The organism is Streptosporangium sp. H13245, from assembly GCF_055690525.1.
Map to the genome: position 1 here is coordinate 33,182 of NZ_JBSZKT010000018.1, position 15,750 is coordinate 48,931.

Below are 15,750 nucleotides of genomic sequence, written 5' to 3' on the forward strand. Positions count from 1 at the left end.
TCACATCACGGATAGACAAGTATTCATCCGTGAGGAGTTCTCGTGGTCACCACCGATACAACCCGTGAGCAGGTTCCCGTCCGCGTCTTCGGCGGCCCGACCGCCCTCTTCGAGTACGGCGGGCTGCGGTTTCTCACCGACCCGACCTTCGACGCGCCCGGCGACTACCTGCGGGAGGGCCGCAAGATCCTGACCAAGACCGCGCCCTCCTCCGGCGGCCTCGCCGACCTCGGCCGCGTCGACGTGGTCCTGCTCTCCCATGACGAGCACCCCGACAACCTCGACGACTCCGGCCGGGCGCTGCTCGCCGACGTACCGCTCACCCTCACCACACCCGAGGGCGGGCAACGCCTGGGAGACGGGAGCAGGGGAGTGGCCGACTGGGAGTCGATCGAGCTGGACCGTCCCGGCGGCGGCACGGTCACCGTGACGGGCGTGCCCGCCGTCCACGGGCCCGGCACCCGCGAGGAGGTCGAACCGATCACCGGCCAGGTCGTCGGATTCGTCCTGACCGGGGAGGGCCTGCCCACGATCTACGTCAGCGGCGACAACGCCTCGCTCGACCCGGTGAAAGAGATAGCCGGACACTTCGGCCCGGTGGACACCGCCATCCTCTTCGCCGGGGCTCCCCGCTTCCCCGCCCTCTTCGACGGCGCGCCCATCGTCCTCGACAGCGCCGGGGCCGCCGAGGCCACCAGAATCCTCGACGCCCGCCGGGTGGTTCCCGTCCACTACGACAGTTGGGCCCACTTCACCGAGGGCCGCGACGAACTTCTGGCCGCCTTCACCGCCGCCGGGCTGGCCGACCGCCTGGACCTGGGCGACCGGGGCTGACCGGGGGATTCGGAGACGACTACCGGGGCCGTACATAGGGCGCGGGCACCGGCCCCAGCCCGCGCCCGCTCCGTCCCGCCCTTGTGTCACGGCGGGGCGGCTCCTCGGTTTCGCGGATTTCCAAAAATATTCGTACGGTGATGTCGAGAATCCGTGACCGGCTCCGTCCCCGGGGTGAAAGCGGCCGACATGGGCCACACCAGTACCGAGGAGAACCACAATGGCCAAGTACTTGCTGCTCAAGCACTACCGCGGCGCCCCGGCGGCGGTCAACGACGTGCCCATGGACCAGTGGACGCCGGAGGAGATCTCGGCCCACGTGCGGTACATGAGCGACTTCGCGGCCAGGCTTGAGGAGACCGGCGAGTTCGTCGACGGCCAGGCGCTCGCCCCCGAGGGGATGTTCGTCCGGTACGACGGCGAGGGACGCCCGCCGGTCACCGACGGCCCGTTCGCCGAGACCAAGGACCTCATCGCCGGTTGGATGGTGATCGACGTCGACAGCCGCGAGCGCGCCATCGAGCTGGCCGGTGAACTGTCGGCCGCCCCCGGGGCGGGCGGGAAGCCGATCCACGAGTGGCTTGAGGTGCGCCCGTTCCTGACCGCGGCGCCTAACGTCACGGAATGCCACTGAGATGAACGAGGCCCTCCTTCGGAGCCTCACACCGAGCGTGCTCGGGATCCTCGTCCGCCGCGGAGCCGACTTCGCGGCGGCCGAGGACGCCGTGCAGGACGCGCTGGTCGAGGCGATCCGTGTCTGGCCGGCCGACCCGCCTCGGGATCCGAAGGGCTGGCTGGTCACCATGGCCTGGCGCCGGTTCCTCGACGCGACCCGGGCGAACACCGCCCGCCGCCGACGTGAGAACCTCCTCGACGAGGAGCCGGCGCCCGGCCCCGCGCCCGCGGTGGACGACACACTCCACCTCTACTTCCTGTGCGCCCACCCGTCGCTGACGCCGTCGTCAGCGGTCGCGCTCACGTTGCGCGCCGTCGGCGGGCTGACCACCCGCCAGATCGCCCAGGCCTACCTGGTGCCCGAGGCGACCATGGCGCAGCGCATCAGCCGGGCCAAGCGCACCGTCTCCGGCGTGCGGTTCGACCAGCCCGGCGACGTCGCCACCGTGCTGCGCGTCCTCTACCTGGTCTTCAACGAGGGCTACTCCGGTGACGTCGACCTCGCCGCCGAGGCCATCCGGCTCACCCGGCGGCTCGCGGCCGCGTTCGACCACCCGGAGGTGGCGGGGCTGCTCGCCCTCATGCTGCTCCACCACGCCCGGCGCGCGGCCCGGACCGCGCCCGACGGTAGCCTGGTGCCGCTCGCCGAGCAGGACCGCGGCCGGTGGGACACCACGTCGATCGCCGAGGGTGTCAAGATCCTTCAGACGGCTCTCTCCCGCGACCGGCTTGGCGAGTTCCAGGCCCAGGCCGCCATCGCGGCACTCCACGCCGACGCGCCCACCGCCGAGGAGACCGACTGGGTGCAGATCGTCGAGTGGTACGACGAGCTCGCGCGCCTGACCGACAGCCCGGTCGTCCGGCTCAACCGCGCGGTGGCCGTCGGCGAGGCGGACGGACCGCGCGCCGGTCTGGCGGCGCTCGCGGCGCTGGACAGCTCACTGCCCCGCCACACCGCGGTGGCGGCGTACCTCCACGAACGCGATGGCGACCTGACGACGGCGGCCCGGCTGTACGCCGAGGCGGCCCGGAAGGCCCCCAACCTCGCCGAACGCGACCATCTGACACGCCAGGCCGCCCGGCTCAACACCGGCCGACGTCACTGAAGGGTCGCGCCCGGACCTTCCCCTCGGCACGCGGCGCGACTCCCCGGACCTTCTCCTTGGGCGCGCGGGGCAGCCCCGTGGCCGCGGAGCGGTCATCTCACAGTCGAGACCAGCCGCACGACGCGTTGTCGGGGGGAGCCGCGCATCGGCTGAACTGTCGGATGTGCCCGTTAGGGTCGCCGCCATGGCGATCTCCAACACCCCCCGCTACCCCTGGGGCGATCTTCTCCGGACCGTGAACGACGCGGCCCAGAAGTACTTCGCGGAGTACAGGGCCTCTCCGTCGGCACACCGGGCGGAGCCGGACGACGGATTCGGCCGTGCCGCCTGGCTCGGTACGCCGGGTGCCGGGGAGGCCGAGATCGCGCGACACGAGGAGCGTCTCGGCATCCGCCTGCCACCGAGCTACCGGGAGTTTCTCCAGTTCACCAATGGCTGGGACGAGTACAGCCACTCATGTCTTCGCCTGATGCCCCTGGCCGAAGTCGGCTGGACCCGTGACGTCGACCCGGAGCTCGCCGAGATCTGGGATCACGGAAAGAGCGATCCAGATCCGCGGGACCCGGGCGGCGCGGGACAGGAGTCCGTGTCCGGCAGCCTCTACGTCTCCGAATACATCGAGGGGCAGGTGTACCTGCTCAACCCGTACGTCATCGGGCCGGACGGCGAGTGGGAGGCATGGGACTTCGCGACCTGGCACCCAGGCGAGATCCGCCACAAATCGTTCTGGCACCTCATGGAACGCGAATTCCACAGATACCTATCAGGATCGTGACACGCCCTACTTTTAGGGCCTCCATGGCCCGGACACATGGCGTCGACCGCGACGGCCCCGAACCATGACGAAGCCGACAACACGGGCCCGATTCCACCGAGAGGCAGGGGCGGGTTACACCCGTGGCTGCCGTAACAGCCGACAATCTTCTGATCGTCAGGTGCTCCTTGGACACGAGGAGACGCCTTTCTCTCCCCCTACCGGCGGCGCCGGATACCTGACCAACGTAGGTTGATCACGTCGGATCGACGGGATATGAGGGCGGGCGTATGACGAAGTCGCTGGAGATCAAGCCCATCGGCACCGTTGTCGGTGGGCGTACCGAACCCACCGACGACCAGTGGAGTGGCACGGCGATCATCCGCCTGAACGCTGACTTCCCCGCCGAGGTCGTCCAGGGCCTGGAGGAGTTCTCCCACCTGCTGGTCGTCTGGCACTTCCACCGGGCCTCGCCCGAGGATGTCGCGCTGCACGCTCGCAGCCCGCGCAACAACCCCGCCTGGCCGACCACCGGCACGTTCGTCCACCGCAACCACCGCCGCCCCAACCAGCTCGCGCAGTCCTTCCCACGACTTCTGAAGATCGACGGCCTGGACCTGCACGTGACCGACCTCGACGCGATCGACGGCAGCCCCGTCTACGATCTGGCACCGTACTTCAGGGAGATGGGCCCGCGCGGCGAGGTACGCGAACCCGACTGGCCCGGCGAGATGCTCAAGGACTACTGGGACGACCCACAGAACTGAGCGTGGCTATGCGATGGTGTGGACCGACTTCATCGCGTCCATGAAGGTGGAGATGATCTAAGCGGTTCCCCAAGGGAGAGGGCGCAGGAGGAGGGAGGAGCAGGCACGGATAAGCGAACAGGCCCGAAATCAAATTAAGCATTCCGGTTACGCGGGACGTTCAGAGCCGTCCGTGCTTCCTGCATGAATTGGTCAATTAGGTCACGCCGCACCTCCAGTGCGTCTCGGATTTTTATTGTTATTTCTTGCGCGTCTTCAGGGCGGCTAGTCAGGTCGAATAGCGTAAGGCTCACCAGTTCGGCGTCCTTGAGTGTGAGCCTGTTAGTTGCTACTAAGAGCGCGTCGTCCGTCAAATGGTGAAGCTCGATTTCGCGCTTCGCGCGCCAGAGGCGGTCAAATGCCTGCAGCAGCTCGGCACGTTCATCCGTAGCGAGTGGCGGAATTGCCTCGTCAAGGTCTACTATTCGATCATCTGTTACTGCCTGCCCGGGCGGAGGGTCAGGCCGGTCCCGGATTATACAACGGTACAGTTCGTCGTCAGCCTGGACGAGTTTGAGGTATGAATCCCTTCGGTCCCGCTGCCAACGCCTCAGGTCGTCGCGCAGCCAGTTACCCCGCTCAAGTTGTGATTGCCGCCAGGCGCCAACAAGCACCCCGATCACAACGCCAGCAAGACCGACAACGGTTGGCACTAATTCTGTCAAAACGACAACCACCTCCGGGTCCTCGATAAGGAAGAGGGCGGTGCTCATCCAGAGTACACGAGGAGTGAAAAGCCGTACGGAAATTTGACAATCAGCGGAAGCCGAAGCGGCAGGTTACCGAGGCGATCTTAGAAGCCACCTAGATCAGCGCCCATCATCAGATCTACGACACTACTCGTCGCCTACTGCACTACTGATCAAGAAACGTGGGCGTGACAATCTTGTGCCCCGTTGATCGGGATCGGTTTCGCGGGTGGCAGCCTGGATGTATGAGGTATTCAGACAGAAAACGAGAACGACCTACCCCCGCCGCCATCAAGAGTCCCTAGCCTGCCGTAGCCGGTCCAGCGCGTCGTTGACCAGGCGGCCGAGGTTCCCAGTTCGTACGTCATCCGGCGACGGTCGTTGTCCTCCCAGGCCCTGATGGCCGCCCCGAGGTCACCCGTACCGGCGGTGATGATGATCTCTTGGCCGTTGACCCGCTTCGTGGCCGCGTCGCCCAGGATGACCCAGCCGTGCACGATCACGACCCCCGAACGGCCAGGATCAGGTCAACGACCTTCTCCGGCTGCCCCTGCCCGACGGTTTGAAGGTCGGCACCGTTGCGGATGGACACCAGGTAGCACCCCGAGCGCGGACCCACGGTCACCGTGATGTCGCGTCGGCCCTGAGGGCCGATCACCGCGAGTTCCGGCGGGTGCCGCTTCGTCCACGTCCGGGAGTCAGGTCGGTTGGGCCAGGTGGGGAGGTTTACATGGTTGCCGTAGAGTCTGAGGCTGATCGTGGTGTGGCGGTGGGCACGAATGCCATGCTCGATGAGAAGTCGGTGCACGACGGCCAGAGCCCTGTCCTGGCTTTCCACTGTGGCATTGGTGATCACCTCATCGCTGCGCTGGTTTTCGTTCTGCCCCTCTGTTTCGTCGTGCGTCACTCTCATAACACCCGCCTTTCCTTTCACAGGTGCGCGCTCTTTGGGGCCCTCATGGTTCCGGCCCGTTTCTGAGAGCACCAGCAGGGGCATCGCTTACAGCGATAGGAGTGCTAGGGGAAAGATCGCTCACAGCGATACGCTCACTCGGTGGATGTGCGGACTTTCCCGGAGGCCCTTAAAGCGATCATGGAGCAGCGGGGGTGGACCCAGACCGATCTCGCTCGCGAGCTGGGTGTTTCCCAGGCATGGGTTTCCGAGGTGTCCCGAGGTCAGAAGGACACCGGTATGGCCAAGGCCGTCAACTTACTGGCGCGCGTAGGCTGGGAAATACGCATATCGCCCAAAGTGGAGGAGTCCGTGGAACGCAGGGAATTTCTGGCAGCCGCCGCATCCGTTATCTTCGTCCCCTCTGCCAGCGCGAATCCGTACCAGGACGCCAAGTATGTGAAAACACTGGCCACGTCACTTGCTCGCAGCCGGTATGAGCTTGGCGGAATTCCCCTCATGTCGCGTGCGTCAAGCCACCTGCGGCACATTGACCGGGTATTGAAAGACGTCAGCGAGCGGCCCCTGCAAAAAGCGGTTTCCGAGCTCATGTACCAGGTCACCCTCGTCCTGTATGACGCCGGGAAACTCGCCCAAGCCGACCGCACCGGCGGAATCGCGCTCGACCTCGCACTCCGGGCCCAGGATTTCAAGAGCCAGGCCCGCGCGTACGACAGCCTGAGCCGGGTCGGTCTCTATCGAGGCGACCACGCCCGAGGGGTCACCTACGCCCAGCGAGGACTACAGGTCCCGGACATCACCGGTAGCCAGCGGGCGTCTTTGAACATGCGGCTTGGGCGTTCCCTGGCGCTCATACCGGAGCAGAAGGCGGCGTCCCGGGACGCGCTTGACCGCGCGCTCAATGTCGTAGGGCTTTCTCCCTTCGGAGAGGCCGCTTTGGCGGGTGACGTCGGCATAGGGCTGAGCCACCTTCGCGAGTACGGAGAAGCCGGAACACTGCTCAACGAGGCAGTCGGCGCGATCGGTCAATGGTCACCGCTTTTCCGGGCGCAATACCTGGGACGGCAGATACAAACGGCACTGAGGGCTTCCGACCCGTCTTTCGCGGCCGATCGGATGAACGAACTGGCGCGAGCGCTCCCGTTCGTCGCTTCGGCGAGAGTCAACAAACGGGTGCATGAGATACTTCGGGCGTCTCTCACATGGAACGCCACCCCGGAGGTACGGCAGGCGCGCGAACACCTGCAGTCCATGGTTTCCCCCGAAACCCCACCGCTCGCCACGTGACAACGGGCTCTTCCCTGGGGGCTGCGTCAATTCGCCCACGCCAGGGCTGTTCTTGAGGGTCGCAGGTCAATGATTCGAAATGAAGGGCCGCGCCCCTGGGTGCGTCTGAGGTCCCAGGGGCGCGGCTGTGTCAGTTCGACCGCGACCTTTTCGTGCCTACTTCTTCGGCACGTACAGCCGGACGTTGTCGATGCGGGCCTGGCCCTCACCGACGTTCGTGTACGGCTCACCGATGACGAAGTAGTCGGGGTAGGCCGAGCCGGCCGGCCACTGGTTGTCCCACGTCTTGGAGCCGAACGCGCCCTGCGCGGTGTGCGACGTGTTGAACTGGCCGTTGTACTCCCCGGCGTCCACGTTGTAGTGGAAGATCGGGACGTTCGCCCCGATCACGCCGGCGTCGTCGTCGATGAAGCCCCGGGTGAACCGGTAGGTCTGCTTGCCGACGTTCTTGAAGACGCCGCTCACCTCGAGCGTGTAACCCGCCTCGGTGCGCTCGATGGCGAACGTGTAGTCCTTGTGGGGCATCAGCTCGGGCTGCAGTTCCACGGCCGACTTCTGCACGCCGGAAACCGGCCGACGGTCGCAGCTCGTCACGAACGTCTGCGACTGACCGAGCGAACCCGTGAAGTAGAGCATGTTCACCGTGGTGCGGTTGCTCGTGTCCCAGGGGTACTTCTCACCGGTCAGCGAGTTGCAGACGTCGTAGCCGTTCGTGTTCCGGGACGGGGCCGGGCTGAACTGGTCCATGAGCACCTTGCGGTGCCAGTGGTACATCGCCAGGTTCCGGGGCATCGCCGGGAAGTCCAGGATCGACATGAAGTGGAACGCGTTGTACGCCTCGTTGCTGTCCTCCCGTACGGAGCGGGTGGCGCAGGGGTCGGCCGGGTCGATGTCGTTCGGGTTGCCGACCCAGGGGTAGAACGTCTTGCACTCCCCGAGGGTGTACCCGTTGTACTTGCCGTCGTAGAACAGCGAGCCGTTACGCAAGCCGCCGAAGTCGAGCGTCTTGAGGTCGTACTCGATGCGGTAGTACTTCGGCAGCGGCTCGGTGTTGCGGATGATCGCGCCACCTGTGTAGTGAGGCACGGCGATCTTGGCGACGGAGCCCACGGTCTCCAGCTTCTCCGTCTTGATCGACGGGCGTTCGGTGGTGTCGGTATAGCTGTCATCGACCCGCCCACCGCTCTCACGCGTGGAGAGGGACGCCGTGAGCCAGCCGTCCTTGCCGAACTCGGTCTCCTGCCGGTAGGTCCGCATGGTCGCCATCGACGCGTCGAACTCGGGACCGAGCTGAAGGCGGTAGAGGTCGCCGTTGTCGTCGTTGAAGTCGTCGACCGGCTCGCTGTAGTCGTCGAGCACCCACGGGCTGGCCTCGGTGCGGATCTTCTTGTTGAACGGCTCGTCATACTTGAGCCGCCAGCGGATGGGGGTGGGTTCCGGCTCGGGCTCGGCGGCCGCGCACGGCGGGGTCACGCCGTCGTCGTCCTGGATGATCGTCAACTTCACGCTGTGAAAGGTCACCCCGGCCGAGCCCGCCTCGACGCGGAAGTCGGCGCCGCCGTTCTCGCGGTTGGCGAACCGGGCGTCCATCAGCTCGAAGCCCGCCGTCTTCCACGTGTTCGACCCGGTGCGGTTCACCGAACCCGTCGAGCCGTACGCGCTGCTGGTCGAGTCGTACTGGACGCGGAACGTGGCCCCGCCCTCGTCGAAGTACTCGACCTGCAGGCACGCGACGAACGCGCCGTCGAAGGCGACCGCGTCGTCGACCTGGAAATACATGTGTTGCGCCGGTGCCGAGGTCTGCACGGTCTTGCGTGCGCTCAGCCCGCCAACCGTCACGGGTGCGGTCGTGCCGTCACCCTGCTCGATCTGGCGGAGACCGTTCTCCTCGTTGACCTCGCCCAAGACGATCGAGGCGCTGGGCTCGTCCGCGGCGGCGGCCGACGTCGCGGCGGTCGGCGTCGCGGCGAGGAGCAGAGACGCCCCCAGGGTGGCCACGCTCAGGGCCGCCACGGCCGAGCGACGTCTGCGATTGCGAGTTGTTGATCTCATTGCGCTTCCTTCTCCGTTGAGCAAGGCGTTCGTTCGTGCCGCTCCGGGCCTCGGGGCCGCGCGTGAGGCGCGGCCCCCGTCACGGGTGCCGTTGTGCGTTGGTTCGGTTCACTCGTCGGTCGCGCTCGTGCGCGGTAGCTCCTTCCCGCCGCCATCGGTGAGCACGAGCGTCGCGGTCGCACCGGACTCGACAGGTGCCGAGAGTTCGTGCGAGACGTACGCGTCACCCGTGAGTCGCACTCGTCAGCGTGCTTCCGGTCGAGTCGTCGACCAGGGCGGCCGTCACGTCCTGGCCGATGAGAGTCGTGAACACGTTGGCCGTGACCGACACACCTTCGCCGCCGTGGGCGAACCCGACGTGCGCGGTGGCGTTGGTGACGTCGGCGAGCCGGTACCGGCCGCCGCCGTCTTTCTCCAGGACGCCGAGCTCAGGCAGGGACGCGGCGTAGACCGCGACATGGGACGCGGCTGCCAGGTCGTACGGGCTCGCACCCGCCGTGCCGGCGGACGCCACCGTCTCCAGCGGCTCGAACGCCTTGGTCGTACTCGACGACTTTCTCGTCGTCGGCATTTCTGTCGTCGCCATTCGAATAACTCGAATCCTCTTCGATTTGGTACTGACCACAGCCTTGATAAATGCGAGACCCTTTGTCAAGGGTTTCGATTCGTGGACTTTCCTGGCTGGTCGGCGGATTCCTCACCGGCATTCGAGCATGTCGAATCGGCGGTTCATCTCGACACCGGCGCGGGCCGTCGACGGTCGCGGCCACGGTGATGGGTACCGCGGCGACTGGTGACGCCGCTTGTCGCGGGGGGAGACAGACTCCCGCCGCACGTCGGGCGCGAGCCCGGTCACCGGCAGGGGTGTTCGAAGGACGTCAGGCGCACGCCTGCTCGTGCCAACCCTGAGGTCCACGCGGTGAACCTGGCCACCGGCCGCGTTGTCAATGGCCAGTCGCCAAGTGAATCAGAACAACTTGAGGAGGGCCTTGTATTAATTGTGGAAAGGCTTCCAGATCGTTGTAGAGCGGGATTTCCCCGATATCGTCCGCGTGGCAATTCGGCAGAATCCTTCGGAGGTCGCGGAGACGTGGCGAAAGGCGGCCTCAACCGAACCGCCGGAGTGGATGACGCAGTGATCATCTTGGCGCGGAGGGTGGGCCCGTCCACCAAGCAAGCGAAAGCCTTCTCTAACCGGGGCTTTCGTGATCGCGAGCTTCAAATGATCGCCCGATACGGTTTATTCGGAAACCACAGCCGAAGGTCGGATCGTCAACGGTCCCACCGAGATCGAGACCTTGTTGACCCAGCTCGACGCGCTACGGGCTCGCGCCCTGCCGTAGTCCGCCTCGGTGGCCTTGATGGAGAAAGCGATCGAATCACGGACCTGACGGACGCCCTGTGGTTCAAGAGCAGCGGCGGCGACCGCGTCTCTGCCGGGGGGTGGGGGCGGGTTATGCTCGTGGCGCGGTTGGTTCTCCCGGCGCTGGGTTGGTGTCGGGAGTCGTAAGAGGGAACCCGGTGTGATTCCGGGACTGCCCCGCAGCGGTGAGTGGGAACGAACGCCGTCATCGGCACTGGGTGTGTGTCACCTGGGAAGCGACGGTCAGTAGGAGTTGAGCATGATGCCCGCGAGTCCGAAGACCTGCCAGCCGCCCGTGTGCCGTCCGGTGCGCGGTGATCCGTGGCCTCGTGGGAGGGCCTGGGATGCGTCTTTCCCGTTTCCTCCGCGTGGCCGTGGGTCGGCATGGCATGAGCCGAGGGAAGGACGCCATGAGTCAGGTCACCACGACCATTTTGGGGTACCCGCGTATCGGGGGCCGTCGCGAGTTGAAGCGGGCGACGGAGGATTACTGGGCCGGGCGGGTCGACGCCGCGGGTCTTCAGGAGGCGGCGGCCGGTCTGCGGGAGCGGACGTGGCGGGAGCTGTCGGGGGCGGGGCTGGACGCGGTGCCGTCCAACACCTTCTCCCTGTACGACCAGGTGCTGGACACCATCGCGCTGGTGGGCGCGGTTCCCGAGCGGTTTTCCGGGGCCGCCGATCCGTACTTCGCGATGGCCCGGGGCGCCGAGGGGGTGGCGCCGCTGGAGATGACCAAGTGGTTCGACACCAACTACCACTACCTGGTCCCGGAGCTGGGCCCCGGCACCCGGTTCCGGCTCGGCTGGAGCAAGCCGCTGACCGAGTACGCCGAGGCGCGGCGGCTGGGCGTCGAGACCCGGCCGGTGCTGGTCGGGCCGCTGTCGTTCCTGCTGCTTGCCAAGTCCACCGCGCCCGGCTTCGCGCCGCTGCGGCTGCTGGACAGCCTGCTGGAGACCTACGCCGAGCTGCTGGAACGGATGGCAGCGGCGGGGGTGACCGAGGTGCAGCTGGACGAGCCGGTGCTGGCCGCCGACCGTACGGACGAGGAACTGGCCGCGCTGCGCCGGGCCTACGAGCGGCTGGGCGCGCTCAGCAGTCGGCCGAGGCTGCTGGTGGCCACCTACTTCGGCGAGATCGGGCCCGCGCTGGAGATCCTGGCCCGCGGCCCGGTCGAGGCCGTCGGCCTGGACTTCGTCTCGGCGCCCGGCAACCTGGAGGCGCTGGCCGCCGTCGGCGGGCTGCCCGGCAAGACCCTCGTCGCCGGGGTCGTCGACGGCCGCAACGTCTGGCGTACCGACATCGCGAAGGCGCTGGGGACCTGCGCCGCGCTGCTCGGCCTGTGCGACCGGCTGGTGGTGAGCACCTCCTGCTCGCTGCTGCACGTCCCGCTCGACCTGGACGCCGAGACCTCGCTGGACCCGAGGCTGCGCGAGCGGCTCGCCTTCGCCAGGCAGAAGGTCGACGAGGTCGTACGGATCGGCAGGGCGCTGAACGGCGAGGAGGTCGTCGCGGGGGAGCGGAGCGCGGAGCGGTTCCTCAACCCCCGGGTGCGGGCCAGGCTGGACGCCCTGGGCAGTGGCACCCCGCGCGCCCCGCACGCCGAGCGGCTCGCCGTGCAGAACGCCGACCTGGGCCTGCCGCCGCTGGCCACCACCACCATCGGCTCCTTCCCGCAGACCGGCGAGGTGCGCCAGGCCCGCGCCGCCATGCGCTCGGGCGAGATCGACAGGGCCGGGTACGAGCGCAGGATGGAGGCCGAGATCGACCGCGTCATCGCGCTGCAGGAGGACATCGGCCTGGACGTGCTGGTGCACGGCGAACCCGAGCGCAACGACATGGTCCAGTACTTCGCCGAGACGCTGGAGGGCTACGCCGCCACCGAGCACGGCTGGGTGCAGTCGTACGGCAGCCGCTACGTCCGCCCGCCGATCCTGTTCGGTGACGTCTCCCGTCCCGAGCCGATGACGGTGCGCTGGGCCTCCTACGCGCAGTCGCGGACGAAGAAGCCGGTCAAGGGCATGCTGACCGGACCGGTCACCATGCTGGCCTGGTCCTTCGTCCGCGACGACCAGCCGCTGGGCGAGACCGCCCGGCAGGTGGCGCTGGCCCTGCGCGACGAGACCCGCGACCTTGAGGCGGCGGGCATCAGGATCATCCAGGTCGACGAGCCCGCGCTGCGCGAGTTGCTGCCGCTGCGTCGGGCCGACCGCCAGGCCTACCTGAAGTGGGCGGTCGACGCGTTCCGGCTGGCGACCAGCGGGGTGGCCGACAGCACGCAGATCCACACCCACATGTGCTACTCGGAGTTCGGGGAGATCATCGGTGCGATCGGCGACCTGGACGCCGACGTGACCAGCGTCGAGGCGGCCCGTTCCCGGATGGAACTCCTGGACGACCTGCGCGCCTTCGGCTACGCGCGCGGCATCGGGCCCGGCGTGTGGGACATCCACTCGCCCAGGGTGCCCTCGGCGGGGGAGATCGAGGCGGCCCTGCGTACGGCCGTGACCTCGGTGGATCCCGCCCTGCTCTGGGTCAACCCCGACTGCGGCCTGAAGACCCGAGGCTATCCGGAGACGGAGGCCAGCCTCAGGAACATGGTCGAGGCGGCCCTGCGCGTCCGGGCGGAAACGGTCTAGCGGTCATCGTGTCCGCGGGGGTGTGACCGCTCGGGTCACACCCCCGCTTCGCCGTCACGCCACGCCTGAGCGGTACGGATGCCCGTCCGGGGAGAGTGTCCCGCGCACACTGGGACTGGTCCGTTGGAACAGGTCGGGGCCGCGCCGTGCCGTGGGCTCTCGCTGATCGGTGTGGAGTGGTTTCTATGAGCTTGTCCAGGCGTGAGATGGTCGCCGGGCTGGGGGCGCTGGCCGCCTCCCCTTCCCCTTCCCCTCCACCGGGCCCTCGGCCGCTCGCCGCTCCCGCCGGTGTCACCCCCGAACGGCTCGCCGAGGACGAGGGCTTCTGGAACGGGGTGGCGCGGGAGTACCGGGTCACCAAGGACTTCGTCAACCTGGAGAACGGCTACTACGGGATCATGCCCGAGCCGGTGCGCCGCGCCTACCACCGCGACACCGACCACCTCAACGAGCTGAACTCGTACCTGCTGCGCACCACCTACAAGGACCGGGCCGACCAGGTCAGGCAGCGGATCGCGACCATGCTCGGGGTCTCCGTCAAGGAGATCGCCCTCACCCGGGGCGGCACCGAGGCCCTGCAACTGCTGATCTCCGGCTACCGGCGGCTGCGGCCCGGCGACTCGGTGTTGTACGCCGACCTGGACTACCACAGCGGGCAGTACGCCATGAACTGGCTGAGCGACCGGCGCGGCGTCCGGGTGGAGAAACTGGTCATCCCCGAGCCGGCGACCCGCCAGGCGGTGCTGGACGCCTACGCCAGGGCGTTCGCGCAGCACCCGAAGGTCAGGCTGCTGCTGCTCAGCCACATGAACAACCGCACCGGGCTGGTGGTCCCCGTACGGGAGATCGTGGCGATGGCCCGCGAGCGGGGCATCGACGTGATCGTCGACTCCGCCCACTCCTGGGGGCACCTGGACTTCACCGTGGACGACCTGGGCGCCGACTTCGCCGCGTTCTCCCTGCACAAGTGGATGGGGGTGCCGCTGGGGGCGGGCTTCCTCTACATCCGGGAGAACCGCCTGGCCGACGTCGACGTCGCCTTCCGCGACGAGACCTTCCCGCGCGACGACATCCGCTCGCGGGTGCACAGCGGCACCCTCAACGTGGCCCCCGTCCTGACGGCCGGTACCGCCCTGGACTTCCACGACGCCCTCGGCGCCGCCGCCAAGCAGGCGAGGCTGCGCTTCCTGCGCGACCGCTGGGTGGGCCAGGTGCTCGACATCGGCAACCTGGAGATCCTCACCCCCGAGGAGCCCGCCATGTACGGCACCATCACCGCGTTCCGGATCACCGGCCGTACGTCGGAGGCCGAGAACGTCGCGATCACCACGGACCTGATGAAGCGGTACCGGATCTTCACGGTACGCCGTGGCGGGCCGGTCGGGGGCGACTGCGTGCGGGTGACACCGGCGCTCTTCACCACCCGCGACGACGTCGACCTGCTGGCGGTGGCGGTACGGGACATCGCGCGGCGGATGCGCGCCTGAACGGGCGGGGTGCCCGGAGGGGGCCGTGCCCGCCCGGACGCGTGCCCAGGCGAAGAGGGGCCCGAAGGGATCCGCGCCCGGACGAGGGCGCGTCCGCCCGGACGCGTTCCCGGATGAAGTGGGTGTTCTAAGGGATCCGTGCCGGGACGGGACGGGAGGGGTGTCCGAGCGGATCCGACCGGGACGGGGCAAGGCCGGATGTCTGACGGGCTTCCGAATCTTCCGTGACTCAAATATTTACTGTTAGGAAAGTTTCTTTTATATTTGAGTCATCCCCCCAGCGAAGGAGCAGGATATGCGCAGAACGGTCACCTTCCTCGCGACGGCGATCATCGCCATCGCCTCGACCGTGTTCATCGCGTCACCGGCCAACGCGCACGGCTACATCTCGTCGCCGCCGAGCCGTCAGGCCATGTGCGCCCAGGGCCGGGTCACCGGCTGCGGCGACATCATCTACGAGCCCCAGAGTGTGGAAGGTCCCAAGGGCCTGAAGAACTGCCACGGCAACGTCGGCCGCTTCTCGCAGCTCAGCAACGAGAGCAAGGGCTGGCCTGCGACGAGCGTGGGCAACTCGGTCACCTTCAACTGGGTGCTGACCGCCCGCCACGCCACCAGCACGTGGGAGTACTTCATCGGCAACACCCGCATCGCCGTGTTCAACGACGGCGGCAGGCAGCCCGGTGCCACCGTCTCGCACAATGTGAACCTGGGTGGCAGGACCGGCCGTCTGAAGGTCCTCGCCGTCTGGAACATCGCCGACACCGCCAACGCCTTCTACTCCTGCGTCGACCTGCAGCGCTAACCCGCTGATCTTCTGACCCTCCGCCTCTCCACCCTTCTGACCTTCAGGCCCGATCGGATCCGGTGAATCCGGCCGGGTCTGATCGGGTCTGATGGGAGAGGCGCGACCCGGCAGACCCGAACCGCTCCCGTACCCTCCACGGCCCGACGGCGCACCCCGCCGTCTCCGGCCCGGCGGGCGCGGGGGCGGTTTTGTCGTTCCGTCACCTTTCGGGGCCCGTCCCTCTCCGGGTGATTCGAAGGACGCCCGAAGAGGGTCACCAAGGGCGACCATGCTGTCACGGAAAAGGATCTACCTTGAATGGGATCCGGAATGGTGGGCGCGACGTCGTGGACATAGCAGCTCA

At 67.5% G+C, this 15,750-nt stretch carries 14 protein-coding genes and 1 riboswitch; of the genes, 9 read left to right on the plus strand and 5 right to left on the minus strand.

What is annotated here, in order from left to right:
• The first annotated feature begins 42 nt into the window (after positions 1-42).
• The 5 genes from ACW9TB_RS23795 to ACW9TB_RS23815 all read left to right on the plus strand — a co-directional run bounded on the left by ACW9TB_RS23795 (position 43) and on the right by ACW9TB_RS23815 (position 4,136).
• Positions 43-834: an MBL fold metallo-hydrolase gene (locus ACW9TB_RS23795; protein ID WP_472750263.1), complete on the plus strand. Its 792-nt coding sequence runs from the start codon at positions 43-45 to the stop codon at positions 832-834.
• Positions 835-1,054: 220 nt separating this feature from the next.
• Positions 1,055-1,468, plus strand: coding sequence for a YciI family protein (locus ACW9TB_RS23800; protein WP_472750264.1), 414 nt, complete (start codon positions 1,055-1,057; stop codon positions 1,466-1,468).
• Position 1,469: 1 nt separating this feature from the next.
• Positions 1,470-2,615 (plus strand): RNA polymerase sigma factor, encoded by a 1,146-nt coding sequence (locus ACW9TB_RS23805; protein ID WP_472750265.1) that lies wholly within the window; start codon positions 1,470-1,472, stop codon positions 2,613-2,615.
• A 184-nt stretch (positions 2,616-2,799) separates the two neighbouring features.
• On the plus strand, positions 2,800-3,390 hold the full coding sequence (locus tag ACW9TB_RS23810) for an SMI1/KNR4 family protein (protein WP_472750266.1): 591 nt from the start codon (positions 2,800-2,802) through the stop codon (positions 3,388-3,390).
• Positions 3,391-3,659: 269 nt separating this feature from the next.
• A complete protein-coding gene (locus ACW9TB_RS23815; RefSeq protein WP_472750267.1) occupies positions 3,660-4,136 on the plus strand; it encodes an SAM-dependent methyltransferase in 477 nt (158 codons plus the stop codon).
• A 134-nt stretch (positions 4,137-4,270) separates the two neighbouring features.
• Here the strand turns inward: ACW9TB_RS23815 and ACW9TB_RS23820 are convergent, their stop codons facing one another.
• The 3 genes from ACW9TB_RS23820 to ACW9TB_RS23830 form a co-directional block, all read right to left on the minus strand.
• Positions 4,271-4,888, minus strand: coding sequence for a hypothetical protein (locus tag ACW9TB_RS23820; protein ID WP_472750268.1), 618 nt, complete (start codon positions 4,886-4,888; stop codon positions 4,271-4,273).
• 230 nt (positions 4,889-5,118) lie between these two features.
• Positions 5,119-5,361 carry a hypothetical protein gene (locus ACW9TB_RS23825; protein ID WP_472750269.1) on the minus strand — a complete coding sequence of 81 codons (243 nt, stop codon included), beginning with the start codon at positions 5,359-5,361 and terminating at the stop codon, positions 5,119-5,121.
• Positions 5,362-5,363: 2 nt separating this feature from the next.
• Positions 5,364-5,777, minus strand: coding sequence for a hypothetical protein (locus tag ACW9TB_RS23830; RefSeq protein WP_472750270.1), 414 nt, complete (start codon positions 5,775-5,777; stop codon positions 5,364-5,366).
• Between the two features lie 141 nt (positions 5,778-5,918).
• Between ACW9TB_RS23830 and ACW9TB_RS23835 the strand changes: the two genes are divergently transcribed.
• Positions 5,919-7,064 carry a helix-turn-helix domain-containing protein gene (locus ACW9TB_RS23835; protein ID WP_472750271.1) on the plus strand — a complete coding sequence of 382 codons (1,146 nt, stop codon included), beginning with the start codon at positions 5,919-5,921 and terminating at the stop codon, positions 7,062-7,064.
• Between the two features lie 156 nt (positions 7,065-7,220).
• Here the strand turns inward: ACW9TB_RS23835 and ACW9TB_RS23840 are convergent, their stop codons facing one another.
• Positions 7,221-9,116 carry a hypothetical protein gene (locus ACW9TB_RS23840; protein ID WP_472750272.1) on the minus strand — a complete coding sequence of 632 codons (1,896 nt, stop codon included), beginning with the start codon at positions 9,114-9,116 and terminating at the stop codon, positions 7,221-7,223.
• A 223-nt stretch (positions 9,117-9,339) separates the two neighbouring features.
• Positions 9,340-9,702 carry a hypothetical protein gene (locus ACW9TB_RS23845; protein ID WP_472750273.1) on the minus strand — a complete coding sequence of 121 codons (363 nt, stop codon included), beginning with the start codon at positions 9,700-9,702 and terminating at the stop codon, positions 9,340-9,342.
• 869 nt (positions 9,703-10,571) lie between these two features.
• Positions 10,572-10,783, plus strand: a riboswitch (cobalamin riboswitch).
• A 106-nt stretch (positions 10,784-10,889) separates the two neighbouring features.
• Here ACW9TB_RS23845 and metE point away from each other — a divergent pair.
• The 3 genes from metE to ACW9TB_RS23860 all read left to right on the plus strand — a co-directional run bounded on the left by metE (position 10,890) and on the right by ACW9TB_RS23860 (position 15,404).
• Positions 10,890-13,115: a 5-methyltetrahydropteroyltriglutamate--homocysteine S-methyltransferase gene (metE, locus tag ACW9TB_RS23850; protein WP_472750274.1), complete on the plus strand. Its 2,226-nt coding sequence runs from the start codon at positions 10,890-10,892 to the stop codon at positions 13,113-13,115.
• 185 nt (positions 13,116-13,300) lie between these two features.
• Complete coding sequence (locus ACW9TB_RS23855; RefSeq protein ID WP_472750275.1) at positions 13,301-14,602, plus strand: aminotransferase class V-fold PLP-dependent enzyme; 1,302 nt, start codon at positions 13,301-13,303, stop codon at positions 14,600-14,602.
• Between the two features lie 295 nt (positions 14,603-14,897).
• Complete coding sequence (locus ACW9TB_RS23860) at positions 14,898-15,404, plus strand: lytic polysaccharide monooxygenase auxiliary activity family 9 protein (RefSeq protein WP_472750276.1); 507 nt, start codon at positions 14,898-14,900, stop codon at positions 15,402-15,404.
• The last annotated feature ends 346 nt before the right edge of the window (positions 15,405-15,750 follow it).

Bases quoted from the DNA above. Each gene is read 5' to 3' on its own strand.
- ACW9TB_RS23800 (WP_472750264.1), top strand. From the start codon at position 1,055: ATGGCCAAGTACTTGCTGCTCAAGCACTACCGCGGCGCCCCGGCGGCG.
- ACW9TB_RS23805 (WP_472750265.1), top strand. From the start codon at position 1,470: ATGAACGAGGCCCTCCTTCGGAGCCTCACACCGAGCGTGCTCGGGATC.
- ACW9TB_RS23810 (WP_472750266.1), top strand. From the start codon at position 2,800: ATGGCGATCTCCAACACCCCCCGCTACCCCTGGGGCGATCTTCTCCGG.
- ACW9TB_RS23815 (WP_472750267.1), top strand. From the start codon at position 3,660: ATGACGAAGTCGCTGGAGATCAAGCCCATCGGCACCGTTGTCGGTGGG.
- ACW9TB_RS23820 (WP_472750268.1), bottom strand. From the start codon at position 4,888: ATGAGCACCGCCCTCTTCCTTATCGAGGACCCGGAGGTGGTTGTCGTT.
- ACW9TB_RS23830 (WP_472750270.1), bottom strand. From the start codon at position 5,777: ATGAGAGTGACGCACGACGAAACAGAGGGGCAGAACGAAAACCAGCGC.
- ACW9TB_RS23840 (WP_472750272.1), bottom strand. From the start codon at position 9,116: ATGAGATCAACAACTCGCAATCGCAGACGTCGCTCGGCCGTGGCGGCC.
- ACW9TB_RS23845 (WP_472750273.1), bottom strand. From the start codon at position 9,702: ATGGCGACGACAGAAATGCCGACGACGAGAAAGTCGTCGAGTACGACC.
- metE (WP_472750274.1), top strand. From the start codon at position 10,890: ATGAGTCAGGTCACCACGACCATTTTGGGGTACCCGCGTATCGGGGGC.
- ACW9TB_RS23855 (WP_472750275.1), top strand. From the start codon at position 13,301: ATGAGCTTGTCCAGGCGTGAGATGGTCGCCGGGCTGGGGGCGCTGGCC.
- ACW9TB_RS23860 (WP_472750276.1), top strand. From the start codon at position 14,898: ATGCGCAGAACGGTCACCTTCCTCGCGACGGCGATCATCGCCATCGCC.